Here is a 21,404-nt window from a genome sequence, read left to right as displayed (position 1 = left end):
CTTACTCGTCGCCCTTCGCTTCAACCACCTGACGGCCGCGGTAGAAACCGTCAGCGCTGACGTGGTGACGACGATGAGTTTCGCCGGTAGTCGCTTCTACAGACAGAGTCGGGTTGCCCAGTGCATCGTGAGAACGACGCATGTCGCGGCGTGAACGAGACTTTTTGTTCTGCTGTACTGCCATGGTTGTGTAGCTCCTAGTTCAACTCTTATCGGCCTTGCCTTTCAACGCGGCCAATACACTAAATGGGTTGGGTTTACTTTCCTCTTCTGGTTCCGCTTCTCCAGCTTCACCAAAGGAGGTCTGAATCGTGCAGTCTTCGTGGTAAGACACCAGCGGAAGACTGAGTATCAATTCATCCTCGATCAGAGACAGCAGCTCGACATCCTCAGCCTCGACGATCAAGGGATCGTAATACCGGGGCAGATTTTTCGCCTGTTCTTCGTTGAGAACCACGGCCAAATTGACCTCGGCATCAACATCTACCCCCACCGGTTCCAAGCATCGTTGGCAAGTCTGCATGACTTTGCCTGATGCCGTTCCGGAGACGGTTCTTAAACGCTGCTCATCCAGTGCAAATTGTAGAGAAATATGAATTTCTCCGGACCCGTCGGCGAGAAGTGAGTTCAATCGTGGCATTGCGGATACATCTGCAACGCCTTCAATTTTCGCTTCACGCTCGGCAAATTTGCGTGGATCAACTCTTTTCGGTAATGGACCGTACGACATAAGCGCGCAATTCTAGGCATCTAGTAGATGGGTGTCAAAGGAAAGCAGGCGTTTTCAATGAGAAAAATGGCGGTATCATGCCGGTTTGCGAAAAACTGGACCAAACTCAGGAGATTCTGATGTCCCGCCCTCTTATTCTCGCTTCCGGCTCTGCTTATCGCCGCGCCCTGCTCAGTAAACTCGGTCTGGATTTCAGCTGTGACTCTCCGGATATAGATGAAAGCCCCCGCCACGGCGAAGACCCGGAAAGTCTGGTTGCGCGACTTGCGCAGGAAAAAGCCAGCGCGGTAGCCAGTCGCCATCCCGAGGCGCTTATTATAGGCTCGGACCAGCTGGCAACTCTAGAGGGAAACGTCATGGGGAAGCCACACACCCATGAACGTGCCATAGAACAACTGCGCCAGGCATCGGGCAAACGGGTCCGGTTTTTGACCGGTCTTTGCCTTTATGACGCGAAGGATGGCCGCTTTCAGTGCGAAGTTGTGCCCTTCGATGTGCAGTTCCGAGAGCTTAACGATACTCAGATAGAAGGTTACCTGCGCGCTGAGCAGCCCTACGATTGTGCCGGCAGTTTTAAATCCGAAGGACTCGGCATCGCACTGTTCGAACGCCTGATCGGCGATGACCCTAATGCTCTGGTGGGGCTGCCGCTGATCCGGCTCATAGCGATGCTTGAGAACAAGGGCTTTGACGTGTTGGCGAGTTGATCACTGACAGCAAAGATCCACCTGCAATGAGAGGGGTTTCGTGCAGTTCCCTATGAGGGAGTGCGGGAGGCTCTATCAACCAGTATTGAGGCCAACGACCGATGTTTCTTTTTAGGCCGGTTTCGCCTGCTGGCGAGATAAGGTACTTGTGCGGACAAGTACCTTATCAATCCCAAACCGCCCCTAAGGCTTGGTCGGCTACGCCGACTTCCCTGCGCTTCTCGTCTGAAAGAGCGGGAAAGGCTTTCTTTTGGATAATCAGGCACCGCTACGCGGTTCAGACAGCCTTTCCCTTGTTTCTCTTTCAGCCTCCGATGCTCGGCTGCGCCAAAGGGGATGGGCCGCCACGCTCAGGCCGCTATGCCTTTCTCGAGCCCCGTTACCTGCGTGGCGCGAGAAAGACATAGCCTCGACTAAACGATCAACACCTCCAGAGAAGATGATTTAAGGGAGGTAATAAAAAGGAGGGCCAGCTGCCCTCCTTCTTTATCACTTCGTTTGGATCGTATCAGCGCAGCTGCACGGCGCCGTTTAGACCCAGCACATTGGCCAGATGACCGGCCATGCTGACACCCAGACGGTCGACAATCTGTTCCAGCGGGGTCTGCTTAACGCTGTAATCCACCATCTTCTCGACACCGACCACATCCCGCGCCACATAGCTTGAGCTGCCGAGGCCATCGATCAGGCCAAGATCCAGCGCCTGCTCACCGGTCCAGACGAGGCCAGAGTAGAGGTCTGGATCATCTTTCAGACGATCACCACGGCCCTTTTCAACCTGCTCGATAAACTGGCGATGGGTGGTATCGAGTACCTCCTGCCAGAATTCCCGCTCGGAGTTCTGCAGTGGCTGAAACGGATCAAGCAGTCCCTTGTGTTCGCCGGCGGTCAGCATACGGCGTTCCACACCGAGCTTTTCCATCAGGTCTACAAAGCCGAAACTGGAGGAAACCACGCCGATAGAGCCTACCAGACTCGCCTTGTCGGCGTAGATATCGTCGGCTGCGGCAGCGATATAGTACGCACCGGATGCACCGATATCGCTGATTACCGCATATACCTTCTTATCGGGATGCAGCTCTTTCAGCCGGTTGATCTCGTCATAGACGTAACCGGACTGAACCGGGCTACCGCCGGGGCTGTTGATTCGCAGCAGTACCGCTTTGCTGTGCTCGTTTTCGAACGCCTTGCGCAGAGACCATACCAACGTATCGGCATTGGCCTTCTCGCTTTCGGCGATAGGCCCGTCAACCCGCACAACCGCCACATGATCTTCCGGCGTGACCGATGAGATATTCGGGTTCTGCACGTAAAAGTAGATACCGAGCAGCGCAAAAAGATAAGTAAAGGTCAGCAGCTTGAAAAAGATACCCCAGCGCCGGGTGCGGCGATGCTCCACATGCAGGCCGCTGACCATTTTCTCGATCAACCGCCACTCCTTGGTTTCCTTACGCTTTTCGGCACGCGTGGCCGGGCTGGTGGATTCCGCAGAGTCTGTCACTTCAGATTCCGGGCTTTGTCCCTCTTCACCCCAGGCGTTTTTCGTCACGATACTGTCCTCTGATTCATCGCTACTGTCAGTTCCTCTAGCCAGAGTTCCAGCTCAGGAAAATGATGGATCTCCGTCAACGGCTTATGGCCACGCAAGCGATCCAGGTGGTGAGCGCCATAGCTTACCGCTACAGTGCCGACGCCAGCGCGAGTCCCCATATCGAGATCGTACTCCGTGTCACCGACCATGATCGCGTCGCTTGCCGGAGTTCCGGTTTCCGCCAGAATCTGGTGCAGCATTAGAGGGTCGGGCTTGGAGCGGGTTTCATCCGCGCAACGGGTAATTTCAAACAAAGGCCCAAGACGGGTCTGTTCCAGCGCCCTATCCAGGCCCCGGCGGCTTTTACCAGTGGCGACGGCAAGACGGTAACCCTGCTCTTTGAGTCGGTGGAGAGTCTTTTCCACGCCCGGATAGAGTTCGGTGGGCGTGTCATTCTGCACCAGGAAATGGTGAGCATAACGCTCCCGCAGTTGCTCCATGGCGGGATCCTCGATGCTCGGAATCAATGCCCGGATCGCTTCGGGCAGCCCCAGGCCGATGATATTGCGGACCGCTTCAGACCCCAGAGGCTCATGCCCCAACTCTTCGGCCGCCGTCTGCATGCTGGCGATAATCCGCGCCTGGGAGTCGATCAGAGTTCCATCCCAATCGAAAATCAAAAGTTTGTACAAAAAAAACTCCTTGGAAACCGGTTACCAGAGGAGTCTGTATATAGGAACGCGGGGCAGAAAGACAACCCCGCTTGCGATCTTCTGCAGCTCAGGTGAGATGCCGGGCGAGGATTTCGGCGATATGGAGACCTGTGGGCCCGCCCAGGCGAGCGACCTGCTCGCGGCATGAAAAGCCGTTGGCAATCAGCTCCGCTCTCGGCTCTTCAGCCAGTTTCGGCAGCAGCGCCAGCTCGGCCATTTTTTGTGAGTCTTCGGCGTTTTCCGATTCAAATCCGAAACTGCCGGCGCCACCGCAACAGGACGCTTCGATAAAGTCGAAATCCAAACCGGGTACAATTTTGAGCACCTTGCGCATCGATTTCATCGCACCCACCGCCTTCTGGTGGCAATGGCCGTGAACTCGCACCGGTGGGGCGCCGGATATCTCTCTAAGCGGCAGATTAAGGCGATTGGCGGAGATCTCACGCGCGAGAAACTCTTCAAACAGCAGTGCGGAAGCGGCGACCGCCTTCGCTTTATCGCCCAAATCCAGAGTTAACAGTTCATCGCGCAGCATCAGAAGGGTTGAGGGTTCGAGGCCGATAATTAAGCGAGCCTCCTCGACATGGGGCCAAAGCGCATCGATCAATGCCTGGGCCTGATGCCGGGCGGTGCCGATCAGCCCCTGCGAATAGGCGCTGCGCCCGCCACAGTGCTCCTGCTTCAGCAGGTGTACCCTGAAGCCTGCCGCCTCAAGCACTCGTAGGGCAGCTACTGCGCTTTGCGGCGCAAAGTGTGCGGTAAAGCTATCGATCCAGAGTAATACCTCGCCGGCCACACCCGGTGCCGTATGCGGCTCAAGGACAGGAGCGGGTTGAACTCTGGGCAGAGGATGGCTTGGATTCAGCTTTAATGCAGATTGAAGCCAGGGGCTGGCGTTAACCGCGCTATTGGCCAGATTAACCAGGCGCGGATAGCGCAGCAATGCGGGCAGTTCGGCGAAGAGTTTCTGTCGCAGTGTTGGAGCCTTGGAGCGCTGGGCTACATATTCGCTGCGGATCGTCGCCATATCCAGGTTGGTGTCGCACTCCCGCTTACAGCCTTTGCAGGCGACACAGGCATCCATAGCGCGATCCAGGGTTGCCTGTTCCTCTTCGGTAATCTCGCCATTGAGCATCCGCTTGATCAGCCGGCTGCGCCCTCCCGGAGAATACGCCACCTCGTTATGGACCCTGAAGCTCGGGCACATTACGCCGCGATCGATAGGCCGCAGGCACACCATGCTATTTATGCAGACCGCTACGGCTTTAGCGTAATCCCCACCGGTTTTCGGTATATCGGCGTAGGCATCACCAAGGCCCGCGTTCTCGTAGGCGGTCCAGTCGAGTTGAGCTTTCATGCGAACTCCTCCATACCGGTATCAATCTCCTCCTCGATAAACCTGACAGCGATACCGTGGAAATTACCTCCACCGATCTCGTCGTGAACATCGAGCTCAAGCAGTTTGCTTAAAACCAGGTGCGCGAGAATGACTCGTCCGCGGCGTAAACGAATAACGCCCAGGGCCTTGAGGCTGAAAAGGTAGAGACGGGCGATGGTCTGGTCTTCAAGCCAGGGTGCGGTATCGGGTTTAAGCAAACGGTAGTTCCAGCGGAATCCGCCAAGACGCGCAGAGGCTTTCAGCGTTCGCCAGACCTGGCGTTCAGCCTCCTGGTAACGCGCGGTGCGGAAATAGAGCTTGTACAGGGCAATATAGGTGTCGAGAGATTCAGGCCAGCGCTCCAGAGCGGTTAACAGCAGTTGCTCCTTTTCCAGCGGGTCTGCTTTTGTCGATGCCTGGTAAAGAATCAGGCCCAGCTCATCGGGAAGATTGTCGGAAAAGTAACGTTGCTGGCCGTCGATCAGGGCGATGTTATCCATAGGATTCCTGTAAGAAATACGACAATCACACAGATTCACACCTGCGCGGTTACACAAGTTCAAGTCGCTAGAGCCGGCGCAGCTACTGCGTTTGCAGGCGACGCTGGTCAGGCTGACGCTCCTTCATCGCCAGCCCGAAGCCGGAATTCAACGGGAATTTTGCAAGAACCAAACCAGCACAGAAGATCTATCTTCGCAGCGGTACAGTGGGCGCGTACGCAGCAGGGGAAATGCTGAGAAAAAGGATCAGAAGAAAGGCAGGATAAACAGAAGGGTTGCGAGCCTCACCCTTCTGCTTCTATTTGATCTGGACCGACTCTTCGCGACGCGGCCCGTCAAGGTTGGATCAGTGCAGCTTCATGCGCGGCCTGATCACCTTGTTAATGCGCGCAACTATAGTGACCAGCATGGTCTTGAAATAGCCATAGAGCGCCACCTGGTGCAGACGATAGAGCGAGACGTAAACCAGTCGCGCCAGCGTTCCCTCCACCATGATACTGCCCTTGGTGAGGTTACCCATCAGGTTACCCACGGTGGTGTACTTACTCAGTGAGACCAGTGAGCCGTAATCCTTGTAGGTGTACGCTGGGATATCCTCGCCCTTGAGGATGCGATCGAAGTGCTTGAACAGGTGACTGGCCATCTGGTGCGCGGCCTGGGCGCGCGGAGGGACAAGACCGCCCTCCTCGTCCCGGCGTTCGCAGGCGGCGCAGTCGCCCAGGGCAAAAACCCGCTCATCGCGGGAGGTGCGTAGATCCGAGCCGACAACGAGCTGATTACGGCGGTTGGTTTCCAGGCCATCCAGCTGCGTCAGCAGTTCGGGTCCCTTGATGCCGGCGGCCCAGACCACCAGGTGGGCCGGAATGCTCTCACCTGCACTGGTGATCAATTCCTTGTCATTAACCTCCACCACCTGGGTATTCTCGCGCACATCCACACCCAGTTTACGCAGCTCTGTTTTGGCCGCGCTGGAGATGCGTGGAGGCAGCGCCCCGAGAATACGGGGAGCGGCCTCGATAAGCGTCACCTTAAGGCTGCTCGGCTGGATGCTTGAGAGGCCGTAGGAGACCAGCTCCTGAGCGGCGTTGTAGAGCTCTGCGGAAAGCTCAACACCCGTGGCACCGGCGCCAACAATAGAGATGCGCAGCTGATTATCGGTGCCATGGGTACTGAGCCTGAGGCAGGCTTCCAGCAGGGTGTTATGGAAGTTGTCGGCCTGATTACGATCATCGAGGAAACAGCAGTTTTCCCTGACCCCGGAGATGCCGAAATCGTTGGTGCGACTGCCCACAGCGATCACCAGGTAGTCGTAGAAAAGGGTTCGGGCTGGCACCAGTTCTTCGCCATCGCTATTCACTACAGGCGCCAGCTTGATGCAGCGCTGCGAGCGGTCCAGGCCTTCCAGTTCGCCTATCTGGAAATGGAAGCCGGCCTGGCGACCCTGTGCACGATAACTGAGTTCATCAATACTGGAGTCCAGACGCCCGGTGGCAACCTCATGCAGCAGCGGCTTCCAGACGTGGGTGGTTTCCCTGTCCACCAGGGTGACTTTCAATCCTTTACGGCCGTAGCGCCGTCCCAGACGCGTGGCGAGCTCAAGGCCACCGGCGCCTCCGCCTACAACAATGACATGCTGGTAGTAGGATTTTTCCTTCATACTCGGGTGAGTCCTTATACAGCGGGTGGATGCGTTTGCTGTCGGGATGAATGATACGCCCGGGACAGAGCGTAATCAGCCGATTCCCTTTTCTAGTGTATCTCAGTGCCCTGCCAAGGGCGTTAGCACCTTGGAGTTAAGTGTTTAGTGCCCCGATGCCGCTTAAGTAGCAAAAGCCCTGAAAGTGGCGGAGCTCAGGCAACCTGATGCTGCCCGCTCAGATGTTGGATCAATGCCCTCAGCTTGCTGGGCTTAATCGGTTTATTAAGCAGCGGCAGCTCCAGCTCACGCAGTTGTTTGCGTACTTCGCTGCTGCGATCCGCCGTGAGAATGGCAGCCGGTATCGCCTGCTTGAAGTAGTCCCTTAACGCGGCCACGGCTTCGGTGCCGGTTGCGTCATCATCGAGGTGATAATCGGCAAGTATCAGTTCCGGCGCAAGCCGGTTTTCTGCAATCGCCTGTTCCGCGCTTGCCGCGGTCACGACCTCGCACCCCCAGCCATCGAGCAACGCTTTCATGCTCACCAGGACTTCCGGCTCGTTATCGATCACCAACACCTCGACCCCTTCCAGACCACTCTCTCTTCGCAGAGGTGTATCGAAGGATCTCAGCGGTATCGCCTGATCACTGAGGGGAACCGAAAAGCTGAAGCGCGAGCCGCGTCCCTCAACGGAAACCAGCTGGATGCTCAGATCCAGCACTCGGGCGATTCGGTCGACGATCGCCAGCCCCAGGCCAACACCACCGCTGCGTCCCGGGCGTCGGCCGAGCTGTTGAAACTCCTTGAAGATATCCTGGCGCTTATCCTCGGGAATGCCCTGCCCGGTGTCCCATACCTCAATTCTCAGCGTGTTGGCGCGCTTCCTCAATGCCACCAGCACACCACCGCTGTCGGTATAGCGGATAGCGTTGCCGATCAGGTTGCGCAACACCCGTGACAGCAGGCGCATATCGGACTGCACCGCCAGATCCGGTGCGCGGAACTTCAGCGAAACGCCCGCTTCCTGAGCGATAGGCTGGAACTCGGCCTCGAGATTGAACAGCAGATGCTGCACTGAGAAGGCCTGGATATCGGGCTGCACCGCGTTCTGATCCAGCTTGGAGATATCCAGCAGATCGGAGAGCAGGTGTTCGGCGCCGGACAGCGCGAGATGTACCCGGTCTACCAGGTCGCCTTCATAACTCGGCAGCTCCCGCTCACGCAGGGCGGAAACCAGCAGGCGCGCCGCATTCAGCGGTTGCAGCAGATCATGACTGGCCGCCGCCAGGTATTTGTCTTTACTCAGGTTGGCGCTTTCCGCCGCATCCCGCGCCCGCGCCATCTCGCGCTGGGCTTCCTCCCTCTCCGCCATTTCGGCAATCAGACGGGTGTTCAGATCGGTCAGCTCGGCGGTGCGCGCCTGCACACGCTGCTCCAGCGCTTCGTTGTCGGCCAGTACCCGGTTTTGCATCTCCATGCGGCGGGTGATATCGGCGACGAAGCCCTCGATGATTTCGCCCTCTTCGTGGGGGCGCAGCAGCAGGTTCATGGAAACGTCAATCTGACTGCCGTCGAGGCGTTTGATGCGGGTTTCGTAGAGGAACAGCTGACCTTCACTCAGCAGGCGGTTGCGGATCTGCTGAAACTCTTCCTCGCCACCCTGCAGCAGCGCGGCGAAGTAGACGCCCCCTTCCAGGCTTGCACTGGTCTCGGTAGCGCAGATACGCGCCATTGCGGCATTGGCGCTCTGTATCCAGCCGCGGGTATCGGCCTGAAAGATACCGTGAAAGGCGTTTTCGAACAGCCATTTGTAGCGGTTGCGCTCCGCCTCCAGCTCGACAACCTTCTGCTGCAAGGCCGGGTAGTAACTTTTACGGGCAGAATGGCCGCCAAGGCCGATCAGACCGTCTACCGAGAGGTTTTCCTCGGAGCTTGCGGCGGAGCCTCGATCGGCGTTTTGGCTAGCGTTCGTGTTATAGAGCTTCTTCATAAACGAGTTCGACATCGCGCTTGTTGGAGCGCCGCGGGTTGGTCAGGATACAGGGGTCCTTGATGGCGTTGGTGCTGAGATACGGGATATCGCTCATATTAACGCCAAACTTACCCAGGGTATCCGGCAATCCCACGTCGCGCTTCAGCGCCTGAACGTGATTCCTTAATCGTGTCTGGATCTGACGGCTGGTCAGACCGCGGGTATCTATACCCATGGTCTGAGCGATCACCGCAAAACGATCCTCGGCGGAGCCGTAGTTGTAGTCGATCACATGCTCGACCAGCATGGCATTGCACAGGCCGTGCGGTAGATCGAGAAATCCACCGAGGCTATGTGACATGGCGTGCACCGCACCAAGAATCGCGTTGGAGAACGCCAGCCCCGCCTTCATCGAGCCCAGCATGATCTGCTCGCGCAGGTACTTGTCTTCCGGCTGCTCTACCAGCAGTGCCAGGTGGCTGTTGATCAGGCGGATCGCATCCAGCGCATTCATGTCGGTCAGCGCGCCACTGCCGGTGGAGACAAACGCCTCAATGGCATGAACCAGGGCATCCACCCCGGTGCAGGCGGTCAGGAACGGCGACATGGTGCTGGTGGTATCGGGATCGATCAGGGATACATCCGGCACCACCGATTTGCTGACGATAGAGAACTTCACCCTATCCTGCTGATCGGAGATGATCGCGAACTGGGATACATCCGCCGAGGTGCCGGCGGTTGTGGGAATAAATATAAGCGGCGGAATCGGGTTGGTGGTCTGGTCGATCCCTTCGAAGGCGCGGATCTCGGTACCATGGGTACTGACGATGCCTATCGCCTTGGCGCAGTCCATGGGGCTGCCGCCACCGATAGCGACGATCACATCGCAGCCGTGTTCCAGATAAACCTCAGCCCCAAGCATTACTTCTTCGGTGCGGGGGTTGGGTGATACTTGGGTGAAGCGGACCACGTCGAGGCCCTCTTCCAGTAACAGCTGTTCGATCTCAACAACCCAGCCCGCGTTGACAACGCCGGGGTCGGAGACGAGCAAAACCTTTTGTGCACCAAAGGTTTTTGCGTAGTTGCTCACCATCTTGCGGGCGCCGCTGCCAAAGATAATTTCAGGCGCGACGAACTTTCTCAGACTGGAAATTTCCTGGGCCATGATGATTTGGTCTCTTTATTTTTATCATTCCAGAGCGCCAGTATGCGACAAATTACGAAGTTAGGCACTTCCTCTTTTGTCGACAATTAAAAAACCTGGCGATAGCTACAGACGGGGCAAGCTGTAGCTGTCTTGGGAGAGCCTTAGCGGCCAGGCGGCCACTCTTCGTATTCCGTAAGCCCCTCATAGCTGAGCCATTCGGCACGATGAGAGGTCCAGATATGCTGGACCGGGCGCATACCCGGGTCTTCATCCAGAGTAGCCACACGCAGCACCACATGGGGATTACCGCTGCGCTCGGCCATCAGGTGCGACCCGCAGCGTGAGCAGAAATGACGCAGCTTGCCCGGAGAGGATTCAAAGGAGGTCAATACCGACTCACCGGCGGTCCAGCGGAAGTGCTCCCGCATGACGCCAGCGGTGGTATTGAACGCAGCCGCATGGGCTTTGCGGCAGGTTTGACAGTTACAGTGCGTCAGCGGCATGTCGATACGGGCGACTTCATATTTAACAGTGCCGCACAGACAGCTTCCTTGCATGGTTTAACTCCCGTGAAGATATGTCGAAGGGCCGGCTAGCCAACCCGTCGCACAATATAAGCTGGTGACGCCGATGCTGACCAGTCACACGCCTGAAAACCTCACGGGAGTTACCGCTTCTCCCCTGTTTCCTATCCCTGGATCGCTGCCAGCGCGATGGCGTCATTACTGGCCGCCTCGTAGAAAGAGCTGACCAACTTCGCCAGCTGCTCCGCGTCCACCGCCTTACAGATCTGACCGGCAGGCTGTTTGAACGTTGGCGTATCCTCAGCCGCCACCATGGCATTGATCACCGATTCATCGACCGCATCGACGGCCGCCATGTAAAGGTCATCGAATACCTCGTCATTCAGGTATTCCATGCTGCAATGAGCCCCCGAAAGTTGGGGCAACGCCTTTTCATTGGCGGTGCTGAAGGCAAGGAAGATATCGCCGGAGTTATTGCCGCCCGGCGATCCGTTGCGCCCTATGCCTATGGCCGCGCGTTTGGCCATACGTTTGAGCTGATGCGGCAGCATCGGCGCGTCAGTGGCCAGCACCACGATAATCGAGCCCTGCTCCTTGCTATGAACCCGCTCCACTTCCATCAGCCGCCCCACAGGCACGCCGCGCACGGTAAACCAGGGTCTAATACCGTGATTGGCCTGCACCAGCGCCGCGACGGTATAAACCTTGCCATCTACGTCGATAAGTCGCGATGAGGTACCGGTGCCGCCCTTGTACTCGTAGGCGATCATACCAGTGCCGCCGCCCACGTTACCTTCGGCGATAGCGCCGCCTTGGCTGTTCTCCAGCGCCGCCAGGGCATCCGCCTCGGTAACGTGCTGGGCATTGATGTCATTGATCACGCCGTCGTAGGTTTCCGCCACTACCGGCATCGCCCAGAGATGGTTGTCACGCCAGTGATCACGGTAATGGTTGATCATCCACTTGGTCGCGGCGTGATGCACTATGCCAACGCTGTGGCTGTTGGTCAGCATCACGGGGCCGGCGAAGTAGCCGCCATCCTGAATCCAGTGGGTGCCGGTCATCTCCCCGTTGCCGTTGAGGGCGTAGGTTCCCGCCCATACCGGCTGCGGCTCTCTGTTTTTACCTCGGGGCAAAATCGCGGTAACGCCGGTTCTGACAGGAGACGCTGGGTTATCGCTGATCAATGTGGTGTAACCCACCTCAACACCTGCTACATCCGTAATGGCATTGTTCGGACCGGTTTTACCGGTAAACGGAATACCAAAGTCACGGGCACGTTTGTTTGTCATCAGATTTAACCTTAACTGTCAGGCCTTACGGGATTTGAAATAGATACCGGCAGACGCGATCAGCACCGACGCCATCAGCATCATCGTGGCGATAGCGTTAATCTCCGGCTTAATGCCACGGCGGATCATGCTCATGATGAATACCGGCAGCGTGGTCGAGTCGACACCGCTGATAAAGTAGGTAATCACCAGGTCATCCATAGATATAATGAAGCTCAGCAGCGCCCCGCCAATCACGCCGGGCAGGATCAACGGCAGCGTCACGCGGCGAAAGGTCTGCCATTCATTGGCGCCGAGGTCAGCCGAGGCAGACTCAATCATCGGGTTCATACCGGCAAGTCGCGCACTGACCACGATAAAAATGTAGCTGGTCAGGAAGGTGCAGTGACCGATAACGATCGATGTCACACCCAGGTTCATGCCCACGCCAACGAAAAAGATCAGCAGCGCAATGCCGAGGACGATATCGGGCATCACCATCGGCACCATCAGCAGCAGGCGATAAAAGCCCTGCAGCCTGAAGCGATAACGGGCGATGGCGACAGCAACACTGGTGCCCAGCACGGTGGAGACAACCGTCGCGAACGCGGCAACGGTGAGGCTGACCTTCAACGCCGAAAACAACTGGTCGGTGGACTCCACATAGGCGCTGGAGTCACTGAGGTTCGTTTCACCGCCAAAGAGATTGATGTACCAGTCGAAACTGAACTCTTTCCAGATCATCACGTTGACCGGGTTAGAGTTGAACGAGTAGGCAACAACGAGAATGACCGGCGCGTACAGAAAGATGAAGAACAGTGCGCCGTAACCTGACATCAGGTGATTTATAAGTTTACGCATCAACTTTAGGTCCTTAGGCAGCGCGCTGTTTCTTCATTACCTTGAGCAGGTAAAAAGAAACCACCAGCAACATGAACAGAATCATAACCATCGACAGAGTCGCGCCGAACGGCCAGTTCCTTGAAGCCAGGAACTGCTGCTCGACCAGGTTGCCGATCATCACGACCTTGGCGCCGCCGAGCATGGAGGGCACCACGAAATTCCCCAGCGCAGGAATGAAGACCAGAATCGATCCCGCAATAACGCCGGGCAGCGTCATCGGAAAAATCACTCGGCGGAAGGTAGTGAAAGGCGTCGCCCCAAGATCCTGGGACGCTTTTATCAACTTCGGATCGAGATTCTCCACACTTGAATAAACCGGCAGGAACATAAACGGCACAAAGATGTAGACCATGCCGAGAATCACCGCGGTACCGGAATACATCAGATCCAGCGGCTCAGCGATAATGCCCAGCGAGAGCAGAATCTGGTTAGCGAAGCCGGAATCGCGCAGGATCAGAATCCAGGCGTATAGCCGGATGATCATGCTGGAGAAGAACGGCAGCGCAATCATAAAAATACAGAACGATTTCCAGCGCGATGGCATCCGGCTGATCCAGAACGCTACCGGATAGCAGAGCAGCAGTGTGACCGCCACGGTTGCCAGCGCCAGCCCTGCAGAGCGCAGCAGGATTTCGAGATAAACGATATCGAACTCTTCGTAGAAGCCATCTGCCCAACCGAGTACCCGACCGTAACTCCAGGGGTAGAAGCTCCACTCGACACCGCCATACAGGCCCGGCTCAAGGAAACTGTAAACCGCCATGATCAGCAGCGGCCCAAGGAAGAACACACTGAGAAACAGCGTCGCCGGAGTCAGCAGTACCAGCAGCTGTTTCTGCTGACCATTAAATGACCTCATTGACCCGCTCCCTTTCCGGAATCACGTGCCAGGCGGCCGGGTCATACTCCAGCGTCAGCGGTTGTCCGGCCTGCAGCGCTTTAAAGGAGCTGCGAATCAGTGCCGAGACCTCCTGCCCGTTACCCATGCGGCAATGCAACTGATGGTCACGCCCGATAAAGACCGACTGCTCAAGCACGGCATTAAGACCCCTGCTTGAGCTTGGCTCGTCGGCAGCTTTGAGATGAAAATGCTCGGGCCGGATCAACAGCGATACCTGTTCACCTGCGCTCAGGGTCGGGTTGTTACAGATCACCTCTGCGCCACCCAGGTCGATGCGACTAAACTCGGGCGTTGATTCAAGCACCCGTCCTGAGAAGATGTTGCTTTCACCGATAAACTCGGTGACGAAGCGGCTGGCGGGACGATGATAGATCTCGTCCGGCGTACCCCGCTGTTCGATCTTGCCACCATTAAGCACAACAATCCGATCCGACATGGTCAGCGCCTCTTCCTGATCGTGGGTAACGAAGAGGAAGCAGATGCCCAGCTCGGACTGGAGATTCTTCAACTCGATCTGCATCTTCGAGCGCAGGTTGCGGTCGAGCGCGGACAGCGGCTCGTCCAGCAGCAGCATTTTGGGGCGGTTGATGATCGCGCGCGCCAGGGCGACTCGTTGCTGCTGACCGCCGGAAAGCTGCGACGGCCGGCGCTTCTCAACACCGCTAAGCCCCACCATCTCGAGCGATTCCGACACCCGGCGGTTGCGCTCTTTTTTCGCCACGCCGGCCACATCCAGCCCGTAGCCCACGTTATCGCCGATATTCAGGTGCGGAAACAGCGCATAGGACTGGAACACGGTGTTAACCGGGCGCTGGTGCGCAGGCAATTCAAGCAGCGAGCTACCTCCCAGCAGGATGCTGCCGCTGTCGAGCCGCTCAAACCCGGCGATAATGTTCAGCAAGGTGGTCTTGCCGCAGCCGGAAGGCCCTAGCAGCGTGATGAACTCGTTCGACGCAACATTCAGGTTGATACCATCCAGCGCGCGTACGGAACCGCCTTCCGGCGTCGCGAAATGGCGAAATGCGTTTTTTATTTTTAGAAAATCCGGAGTTGGATCTGAAACAGCCATACTAAACCTCGGGAAAAAGACGCAGGCGCGGCGGCCTGCGTGGTCTACAGATGATCAGGACGCGGTACGAAACTTGGTCCATACGCGGTCGTAAAGGCGGGTGCCTGTGCCCAACTCACGGAATATCTGCAGTTTTTCCTTGGTTTCTTCGCTTGGATTAATATTTTCGTCGTTACGAATTTCATCCGGCAGCAGCTCGATCGCCGCCTTGTTCATGGAACCGTTGGTCTGTTGAACGGTGTTCAGTGCGGAGATCTCCGGCTGCAGGAAGAACTCGAGGAAGCGCTTGGCGTTCTCCTTGTTCGGTGCAGTTTTAAGCACACACATGTTTTCCTGGTACATGGTGGCGCCCTCTTCCGGGATCACGTACGCAAGGGTGTCCGGCATCTCTTTCACATAGATCATCGCACCCACGTACCACTGCGCCGCGGCGATATCGCCGGACTGAACCATGGGGATGCTGTCATAGGTAAAGGCGGACACCTTGGGCTTGGTGTCGAGCAGGAACTGCTGGGCTGCCTTGAGCTCATCAGGGTCCACCGAGTTCACGCTGTTGCCATCAAGCAACAGCGCAAGGCCGATATCTTCACGCATATCGTCGAGCATAACGATCTTTTTGCCCTGGTCCGGCAGCGCGAAAAACTCTTTCCAGGAGTTCAGCTCAGGTACCAGCGTTTTGTTATAGACGATACCTACACTGCCCCAGCCGTAAGGCAGGCAGTACTCACCTTCCGGATCAGACTCAGCCAGCAGGTGACTGGTATCGATGTTCTCAAAACCGGGCGACTGGTTGATGCCGGTTTTTTCCAACAGTCCCAGTTGCGCCATGATGTCCTGCATATGGACCGACGGGAAAACAATATCGTATCCGGTGGCGCCAACCTGGAGCTTGGCGAGCATCTCCTCGTTGGAGGAGTAAGTGTCCAGGTTCACCTCGATGCCGGTCTCGGCGGTAAAACGCTCAAGCACCTCGGGGTTGATATAGTCGCCCCAGTTGTAAAGATTCAGGGTCTCATCTGCCTGCGCAGATACCGAAGCACCGGCGCATGTCACGCCCAGGCAAGCCAGGGCCAGGGTTTTCTTGATCCATCTGTTACCAGCCGCAGCGGTATTAACCGACTTCATATTTTTCGCCTCCAGGTCTGGGTGTTGAACCACCTATTTCCTATAAACACTAGGGCGACTGGTATCTATCATTCAATATCAGTATTCGTTATATCTGTAACAATATCGAAGGGCTATTCTGGTAGACTTAAGCGGTTAATAAACCGTTAAAATTGCTCATTGCGCACCATTAATGTGCATAATCTGGGCGGATTGGTTCACGCCCGCGCTATATGACAGAAAAATAATGACCATTTTGAGGGCATACAGTTGGACAGCACCTTCTCAACCAGCGGTGACTACATCTCCAGTCGCACCGCGAACAACATTCACGGCCTGTTGCCGAGCCTCTCTGCGTCAGAAGCGCGAGTGGCCCAATACATCCTGCTTAACCTGGATCGCATCGCCTATGAAACTGGAGCTTCCATTGCTGAAAAGGCACTGGTCAGCCCGATTACCGTAAGCCGCTTCCTGAAACGCGCCGGCTACAAGGGCATTGTTGAACTCAAACAGGAGGTTCTCCAGGACGATACGCTGGCGGTCGAGGAGCGTTCCGGCAAAGAACCACTGAGCGATGAAACTCTCAAGCCGATCTTCAACAAGGACCTGCAGACACTGGTCGATCTCTTTGAGCAGTTCCAGTCCGACACCTGGTTGGGGCTGGTGGATTGCGTTGCCTCGGCGAGCCAGGTCTATGTTTCCGGCTTTCAAACCGTGCGTGGTATAGCGGAAGATTTCAGCCGCCGCCTGTCACTGGCGCGGCATGAGGTGCGTTACCTTTCGGCCCATGAAAGCATGCTTGGCGAGTGGATCAGCGATAACCGGGAAACGCAGGACGACCCCAAGGTACTGGTACTGATCGATGTGGTGCCCTACGCCCAGGAAGGGCGAAAACTGTGTGAGATCGCAGCCGCCAAGGGGATCAAACTGGTCATTCTTACCGACGAGTTCTGCTACTGGGCGCGGGATTACACGCCGTACATTATCCACGCAAAGTCGAAAACAGGGCTGTTTCTAGAGTCCACCTGGGGACTGGTGCTGACCACCAATATGCTCTGCGACCAGGTTGCGCACCGTAACCAGGACAGCGGGCGGCGAACCAAGGAGTGGTTGCAACTGGCCCAGCATCTGAATCTGTTCTAATCCTGGCCTGTCTTCTGGTAAGTGCTCTGGCCAGTTCTCTGACCACCAGTGTTCTCGGACGTCTGTTTGATCCGGTTCAGCGCTCCTGATTGATCAGGCGGCGATAGAAGCACAGCTCACGCTCGAGCACCTCAACCTGGTTACTCGCTTTGCGAAAACCGTGGCCCTCGCCGGCAAAGTAATACTCCTCTACGCGGATAGCACGATTACGCAGAGATTGCGCCATGCTGCGGGTTTGTTCCGGCAGCACCACCGGATCCTCCTCGCCCTGGAAGAAGATCACCGGTGCGTTGATCTTATCGACGTTATGCAGCGGGGAACGCTCGTTATAGGGGCTGGATTCAAGCTCCGGATCACCGATCAGCCAATGCAGATAACGCGACTCGAATTTATGGGTGATGTCGTTAAGACGACGGGGATCGGAAACGCCATAAAGACTCGCGCCGGCGCTAAACAGGTCGGAGTTCGCCAGCGCACTCAGGACCGTATAGCCACCGGCGCTGTTGCCACGGATAAACAGCGCGCCTGAATCAGCAACGCCCTCGCTGACTAATGCTCCGGCCACCGTTTCTACGTCTTCCACATCCGCTTTGCCCCAGCTCCCGGCCAACTGCATGCGAAAATCACGGCCGAAGCCCGTGCTGCCGCGGTAATTCACATCGGCGATCATAAAGCCGCGCTGCAGCCAGAACTGTATCGCCGGCCGGAAACTCGGCGCGCTCATCGCGGTGGGCCCGCCATGGCTGTAGATGATCAATGGCAGCGGTTTGGAGTCCAGCGGCGCGGGCCGGTAGAGAAAATAGGGAATCTGATCCCCTGCCTTGCTGGCGGCGATGCGCGATTCCGGCGCTGTCACCGGGTAATCCGGGGTCTCGCCTCCGGTCAGGGTGGCGCTTGCCGCCGTCGCGGTCTGGCTGTCGATGGTGAGGTGCAGAACCGCAGGCATTCGATTAGTAAACTCGGCGGCGCAGCTGCAGTGGTTATCTTCCAATACCAGTGAATGCAGTCGCGCGGCGGGCTGGTCGATATAGAGCTGTTGCCACTGGCCTGCCTTATGAATAAACAGCCGGGAATAACCGCGACTCTGACCGATGGCGATCAGTTCACCACCTGGCGCCCACCCATAGGTGCTCAGGCCAAACTGCCAGGGGGCGGTCGTGAATTCGGTTTGGGCGGGCGTTTCGCCCTGCAAAGGTACAAAGCCTGCGCCGGTAAGCTGCTCGATACTCCACCAGCCGTCACGATCGACCACCGCATGCAAAATGCCGTATGGCGAGAACTTCGGCTGCGCCCAGGCGGCATCGATATCTGATACCTGCCGTATCTGTACCAATCGCCCGTTGGGTTCAATATCGGCCAGCATCAACCGGGTCCGGTCCCAAGGCTGATAGGGATGATTCCACTCTATCCACGCCAGTTGCGCCCCATCCGGGCTCAGCGCTGGGGAGCTGTAAAAGTCGGCTCCCTCTGCTAATACCGTTAACCGCCCCTCTTCCGTGATTGCGCTCAGATAGTTGACGGGTTCGTTACCCCGGTCGCTGCTGGTCTCGCAAACACAGATCAGGCGTTGATGCGCCTCATCGTATTGCAGATCCGCCATCCGCGTGCGGTTATAGGCGGTCAGTTTTCGCGGTGCGATCGCACCGGAGAGGCTGGTCACCCAAATCTGCTGATCCGAATCATTGACGAAAAACGCCTGATCCCGCCCTCGACACCAGGCACCACCGCCATAAGAATGCACCTTGCTGCGTACGCTGAACTGTTCCGGCAGCAGTGACACCGCATGATGGTTTTCAAACCTGCAGAGCTGGTTGATCCCCTTTTCCGCGTCGTAACGAACCCCATAGGTACGGCCGCGAAAAATGCGCAGTGATGAATACTGATGAAAGGATGCGACCGCGTCGGTCGCACTAATCGGTTGGGCTGCCTGATCGGGCAAAAACACGCGAATCCTCTACCTGACCTCGAGCGCCTTTCGCAAATTCCCTGGAGTTGCGCTCGTTCCTGAAGGTGATGTTACTTTCAGTATACTCAGCTTCCGCCGCTTGTCTCGCCTCCAGAATAAGGCCGTGATCCGGCGACTTGCCGCACACCGGATCCGCCGCGTGCATATCACCGGTCATCATATATGCCTGACAACGGCAGCCGCCGTGGTCCTGCTCTTTTTCACTGCAGGAACGACAGGGCTCCTTCATCCAGTGGTCGCCACGGAAGTAGTTAAAGCCGGTGGATTCGTTCCAGATCTGCTCGATGCTCGAGTTTTTCACATTGGGGAATTCCAGCGGCAGCATGCGGGCGCTGTGACAGGGCAAGGCGGTGCCGTCCGGAGTAACGGTGAGGAATATCTCGCCCCAGCCATTCATACATTTCTTCGGGCGCTCTTCATAGTAATCCGGGGTAACAAAGATCAGCTTGACCGGATTGCCCTCGGCCTGAAGCTTTTCCCGGTACTCATTGGTGATCCGTTCGGCACGTTCAAGCTGGGCGCGGGTCGGCAGCAGGTCCTCACGGTTCTCGTAGGCCCAGCCGTAATACTGGCAGGTGGCCAGTTCGACATAGTCCGCTTCCAGCTCAACGCAGAGCTCGATAATCCGGTCGATGCGATCGATATTGTGTTTATGCGTGACGAAGTTCAGCACCATGGGATAACCCTGGGCTTTCACCTCGCGGGCGATTTTCAGCTTCTGCTCGAACGCCTTTTTGGAGCCCGCCAGCAGGTTGTTGACCTCCTCATCGGCGGCCTGAAAGCTGACCTGGATATGATCCAGCCCCGCCTCACGAAACGCCGCTATGCGTTCCCCTGTAAGACCTATACCTGAGGTAATCAGGTTGGTGTAAAAGCCAAGCTGACGCGCTTCGGCAATCAGCGTTTCCAGATCACGGCGTACCAGGGGCTCTCCCCCGGAAAAGCCGAGCTGAGCAGCCCCCATGGCGCGGGCCTGACGAAACACATCGATCCACTCTTCAGTGCTGAGTTCCGCACCCGCGCCAGCGAAATCCAGGGGATTGCTGCAGTACGGACACTGCAAAGGGCATTTATAGGTCAGCTCGGCCAGCAGCCATAGGGGCTGACCATGGGGGCGTGCTTCTCTTGCCAGATGATTAGCGGTAGTGGATCCAGCGTTGCTCACGGGCCACCTCCATAAACTCCAGGACATCGCCGCTCAGGTCACCGGCATCGGGGAAGCGCTCCATCAATGCCGCGCAGATATCGACCACGGAGCGCTCGCCATCCACCAGTGAGAGAATTTCACCGGCGCTCTGGTTCAGCTTCACCATGCCTTCAGGGTAAAGCAGTACGTAAGCCTGCTGAGCGGGCTCCCACTGGAAGCGGAACATCCGCTCCAGCGCCGGAATCTGACCTGATCCGTTCACTGCAGAATTTAGTTGATTGCTCATCGGAACAGCCCCTTGTGATAGACCCTGTCACGAGTAACTGTGTGATAAGGCGGACGGTCGAGCTCGTAGGCCATTGTCATCGCATCGAGCATGCTCCAGAGCACGTCGAGCTTGAACTGAAGGATCTCCAGCATCCGCTCCTGCTGCTCGCGGGTTTTGTAGAAATCGAGGGTGATCTCCATCCCCTGCTGCACATCGCGGCGCGCTTCACTCAGGCGATTGCGGAAGTACTTGTAGCCCTCCTCCTTGATCCAGGGATAGTGAGTTGGCCAGGTATCGAGGCGGGACTGGTGGATCGTTGGTGCAAACAGCTCGGTCAGCGATGAGCTCGCCGCCTCTTCCCAGCCTGCACGGCGGGCAAAGTTTACGTAGGCATCCACGGCAAAACGCACACCCGGCAACACGTGTTCCTGGGACAGGATCTCTTCGCGGGTCAGACCCACTGCCTCACCAAGTTGCAGCCAGGCCTCGATACCACCAACCGCGCCATCGTAGCCATCATGATCGAGAATACGCTGCACCCAATGGCGCCGCACTTCACGATCCGGACAGTTGGCCATGATCGCGGCATCCTTCAGCGGGATGTTGATCTGGTAATAAAAGCGGTTGGCGACCCAGCCGCGGATCTGTTCGGGGGTTGAACGCCCCTCATACATATCGACATGGAACGGATGATAGATATGGTACAGATCGCCCTTGGCGCGCAGAGCTTCTTCAAACGCTTCGCGACTCAGCGGTGCATCGATCTTGGCTGCTTGCATATTCATGCCTGTCT

21 protein-coding genes are annotated in these 21,404 nt (G+C 57.0%); 2 read left to right on the top strand and 19 right to left on the bottom strand.

What is annotated here, in order from left to right; translation table 11 throughout:
* Position 1 precedes the first annotated feature (1 nt).
* Positions 2 to 184, bottom strand: coding sequence for a 50S ribosomal protein L32 (rpmF, locus tag CLV83_RS05635; RefSeq protein ID WP_132288700.1), 183 nt, complete (start codon positions 182 to 184; stop codon positions 2 to 4).
* An 18-nt stretch (positions 185 to 202) separates the two neighbouring features.
* Positions 203 to 730, bottom strand: coding sequence for a YceD family protein (locus CLV83_RS05630; protein WP_132288697.1), 528 nt, complete (start codon positions 728 to 730; stop codon positions 203 to 205).
* Between the two features lie 119 nt (positions 731 to 849).
* Between CLV83_RS05630 and CLV83_RS05625 the strand changes: the two genes are divergently transcribed.
* The gene (locus tag CLV83_RS05625) at positions 850 to 1,437 is read left to right on the top strand and encodes a Maf family protein (RefSeq protein ID WP_132288694.1); all 588 of its coding nucleotides are present in this window, start codon (positions 850 to 852) and stop codon (positions 1,435 to 1,437) included.
* 508 nt (positions 1,438 to 1,945) lie between these two features.
* Here the strand turns inward: CLV83_RS05625 and sppA are convergent.
* The 13 genes from sppA to CLV83_RS05560 all read right to left on the bottom strand — a co-directional run bounded on the left by sppA (position 1,946) and on the right by CLV83_RS05560 (position 16,108).
* Positions 1,946 to 2,986, bottom strand: coding sequence for a signal peptide peptidase SppA (gene sppA / locus CLV83_RS05620; RefSeq protein ID WP_424399117.1), 1,041 nt, complete (start codon positions 2,984 to 2,986; stop codon positions 1,946 to 1,948).
* Entirely contained in the window at positions 2,983 to 3,660 is a 678-nt protein-coding gene (locus tag CLV83_RS05615; RefSeq protein WP_132288691.1) for an HAD-IA family hydrolase, read from the bottom strand. Before CLV83_RS05615 ends, sppA begins: the two co-directional genes overlap by 4 nt.
* An 88-nt stretch (positions 3,661 to 3,748) precedes the next feature.
* Positions 3,749 to 5,038, bottom strand: a complete 1,290-nt coding sequence (locus CLV83_RS05610; protein WP_132288688.1) for a (Fe-S)-binding protein — start codon at positions 5,036 to 5,038, stop codon at positions 3,749 to 3,751.
* Positions 5,035 to 5,559 (bottom strand): hypothetical protein, encoded by a 525-nt coding sequence (locus CLV83_RS05605; RefSeq protein ID WP_132288685.1) that lies wholly within the window; start codon positions 5,557 to 5,559, stop codon positions 5,035 to 5,037. Before CLV83_RS05605 ends, CLV83_RS05610 begins: the two co-directional genes overlap by 4 nt.
* Positions 5,560 to 5,905: 346 nt before the next feature.
* Positions 5,906 to 7,216 (bottom strand): NAD(P)/FAD-dependent oxidoreductase, encoded by a 1,311-nt coding sequence (locus CLV83_RS05600; RefSeq protein ID WP_132288682.1) that lies wholly within the window; start codon positions 7,214 to 7,216, stop codon positions 5,906 to 5,908.
* 194 nt (positions 7,217 to 7,410) lie between these two features.
* Positions 7,411 to 9,201 carry a hybrid sensor histidine kinase/response regulator gene (locus tag CLV83_RS05595; RefSeq protein ID WP_243642283.1) on the bottom strand — a complete coding sequence of 597 codons (1,791 nt, stop codon included), beginning with the start codon at positions 9,199 to 9,201 and terminating at the stop codon, positions 7,411 to 7,413.
* On the bottom strand, positions 9,170 to 10,333 hold the full coding sequence (gene ercA, locus CLV83_RS05590) for an alcohol dehydrogenase-like regulatory protein ErcA (protein ID WP_132288677.1): 1,164 nt from the start codon (positions 10,331 to 10,333) through the stop codon (positions 9,170 to 9,172). Before ercA ends, CLV83_RS05595 begins: the two co-directional genes overlap by 32 nt.
* A gap of 143 nt (positions 10,334 to 10,476) precedes the next feature.
* Positions 10,477 to 10,872, bottom strand: a complete 396-nt coding sequence (locus tag CLV83_RS05585; protein ID WP_132288674.1) for a GFA family protein — start codon at positions 10,870 to 10,872, stop codon at positions 10,477 to 10,479.
* Between the two features lie 131 nt (positions 10,873 to 11,003).
* On the bottom strand, positions 11,004 to 12,131 hold the full coding sequence (locus CLV83_RS05580) for a DmpA family aminopeptidase (RefSeq protein WP_132288671.1): 1,128 nt from the start codon (positions 12,129 to 12,131) through the stop codon (positions 11,004 to 11,006).
* Between the two features lie 18 nt (positions 12,132 to 12,149).
* Complete coding sequence (locus CLV83_RS05575) at positions 12,150 to 12,971, bottom strand: ABC transporter permease (protein WP_132288668.1); 822 nt, start codon at positions 12,969 to 12,971, stop codon at positions 12,150 to 12,152.
* A gap of 13 nt (positions 12,972 to 12,984) precedes the next feature.
* Positions 12,985 to 13,872, bottom strand: a complete 888-nt coding sequence (locus tag CLV83_RS05570; protein ID WP_132288665.1) for an ABC transporter permease — start codon at positions 13,870 to 13,872, stop codon at positions 12,985 to 12,987.
* Positions 13,859 to 14,983 (bottom strand): ABC transporter ATP-binding protein, encoded by a 1,125-nt coding sequence (locus CLV83_RS05565; protein ID WP_132288662.1) that lies wholly within the window; start codon positions 14,981 to 14,983, stop codon positions 13,859 to 13,861. Before CLV83_RS05565 ends, CLV83_RS05570 begins: the two co-directional genes overlap by 14 nt.
* A 54-nt stretch (positions 14,984 to 15,037) precedes the next feature.
* The gene (locus CLV83_RS05560) at positions 15,038 to 16,108 is read right to left on the bottom strand and encodes an ABC transporter substrate-binding protein (protein WP_132288659.1); all 1,071 of its coding nucleotides are present in this window, start codon (positions 16,106 to 16,108) and stop codon (positions 15,038 to 15,040) included.
* Between the two features lie 249 nt (positions 16,109 to 16,357).
* On the opposite strand from CLV83_RS05560, the gene CLV83_RS05555 reads away from it, so the two are divergent.
* On the top strand, positions 16,358 to 17,230 hold the full coding sequence (locus CLV83_RS05555; RefSeq protein ID WP_132288656.1) for a MurR/RpiR family transcriptional regulator: 873 nt from the start codon (positions 16,358 to 16,360) through the stop codon (positions 17,228 to 17,230).
* Positions 17,231 to 17,306: 76 nt separating this feature from the next.
* Here CLV83_RS05555 and CLV83_RS05550 read toward each other — a convergent pair whose 3' ends face one another.
* The 4 genes from CLV83_RS05550 to pqqC are packed head-to-tail and all read right to left on the bottom strand — an operon-like array spanning position 17,307 to position 21,396.
* Positions 17,307 to 19,175, bottom strand: a complete 1,869-nt coding sequence (locus CLV83_RS05550; RefSeq protein WP_132288653.1) for a S9 family peptidase — start codon at positions 19,173 to 19,175, stop codon at positions 17,307 to 17,309.
* Positions 19,141 to 20,361 carry a pyrroloquinoline quinone biosynthesis protein PqqE gene (gene pqqE / locus CLV83_RS05545; protein ID WP_243642282.1) on the bottom strand — a complete coding sequence of 407 codons (1,221 nt, stop codon included), beginning with the start codon at positions 20,359 to 20,361 and terminating at the stop codon, positions 19,141 to 19,143. The genes CLV83_RS05550 and pqqE overlap by 35 nt, the downstream gene beginning before the upstream one ends.
* On the bottom strand, positions 20,333 to 20,629 hold the full coding sequence (gene pqqD / locus CLV83_RS05540; RefSeq protein WP_104001876.1) for a pyrroloquinoline quinone biosynthesis peptide chaperone PqqD: 297 nt from the start codon (positions 20,627 to 20,629) through the stop codon (positions 20,333 to 20,335). Before pqqD ends, pqqE begins: the two co-directional genes overlap by 29 nt.
* On the bottom strand, positions 20,626 to 21,396 hold the full coding sequence (pqqC, locus tag CLV83_RS05535) for a pyrroloquinoline-quinone synthase PqqC (protein WP_207894738.1): 771 nt from the start codon (positions 21,394 to 21,396) through the stop codon (positions 20,626 to 20,628). The genes pqqD and pqqC overlap by 4 nt, the downstream gene beginning before the upstream one ends.
* Positions 21,397 to 21,404 lie beyond the last annotated feature (8 nt).

Source organism: Marinobacterium mangrovicola (genome assembly GCF_004339595.1).
In the GTDB taxonomy this organism is placed as follows: Bacteria; Pseudomonadota; Gammaproteobacteria; order Pseudomonadales; family Balneatricaceae; genus Marinobacterium_D; species Marinobacterium_D mangrovicola.
Note: the sequence above shows the minus strand (reverse complement) of the source record. Positions and strands in the feature narration are given on the sequence as shown.

Coding starts and splice junctions, on each gene's coding strand:
- rpmF (WP_132288700.1), bottom strand. CDS start 184: ATGGCAGTACAGCAGAACAAAAAGTCTCGTTCACGCCGCGACATGCGT.
- CLV83_RS05630 (WP_132288697.1), bottom strand. CDS start 730: ATGTCGTACGGTCCATTACCGAAAAGAGTTGATCCACGCAAATTTGCC.
- CLV83_RS05625 (WP_132288694.1), top strand. CDS start 850: ATGTCCCGCCCTCTTATTCTCGCTTCCGGCTCTGCTTATCGCCGCGCC.
- CLV83_RS05610 (WP_132288688.1), bottom strand. CDS start 5,038: ATGAAAGCTCAACTCGACTGGACCGCCTACGAGAACGCGGGCCTTGGT.
- CLV83_RS05605 (WP_132288685.1), bottom strand. CDS start 5,559: ATGGATAACATCGCCCTGATCGACGGCCAGCAACGTTACTTTTCCGAC.
- CLV83_RS05600 (WP_132288682.1), bottom strand. CDS start 7,216: ATGAAGGAAAAATCCTACTACCAGCATGTCATTGTTGTAGGCGGAGGC.
- CLV83_RS05595 (WP_243642283.1), bottom strand. CDS start 9,201: ATGTCGAACTCGTTTATGAAGAAGCTCTATAACACGAACGCTAGCCAA.
- ercA (WP_132288677.1), bottom strand. CDS start 10,333: ATGGCCCAGGAAATTTCCAGTCTGAGAAAGTTCGTCGCGCCTGAAATT.
- CLV83_RS05585 (WP_132288674.1), bottom strand. CDS start 10,872: ATGCAAGGAAGCTGTCTGTGCGGCACTGTTAAATATGAAGTCGCCCGT.
- CLV83_RS05580 (WP_132288671.1), bottom strand. CDS start 12,131: ATGACAAACAAACGTGCCCGTGACTTTGGTATTCCGTTTACCGGTAAA.
- CLV83_RS05575 (WP_132288668.1), bottom strand. CDS start 12,971: ATGCGTAAACTTATAAATCACCTGATGTCAGGTTACGGCGCACTGTTC.
- CLV83_RS05570 (WP_132288665.1), bottom strand. CDS start 13,872: ATGAGGTCATTTAATGGTCAGCAGAAACAGCTGCTGGTACTGCTGACT.
- CLV83_RS05565 (WP_132288662.1), bottom strand. CDS start 14,983: ATGGCTGTTTCAGATCCAACTCCGGATTTTCTAAAAATAAAAAACGCA.
- CLV83_RS05560 (WP_132288659.1), bottom strand. CDS start 16,108: ATGAAGTCGGTTAATACCGCTGCGGCTGGTAACAGATGGATCAAGAAA.
- pqqD (WP_104001876.1), bottom strand. CDS start 20,629: ATGAGCAATCAACTAAATTCTGCAGTGAACGGATCAGGTCAGATTCCG.
- pqqC (WP_207894738.1), bottom strand. CDS start 21,396: ATGAATATGCAAGCAGCCAAGATCGATGCACCGCTGAGTCGCGAAGCG.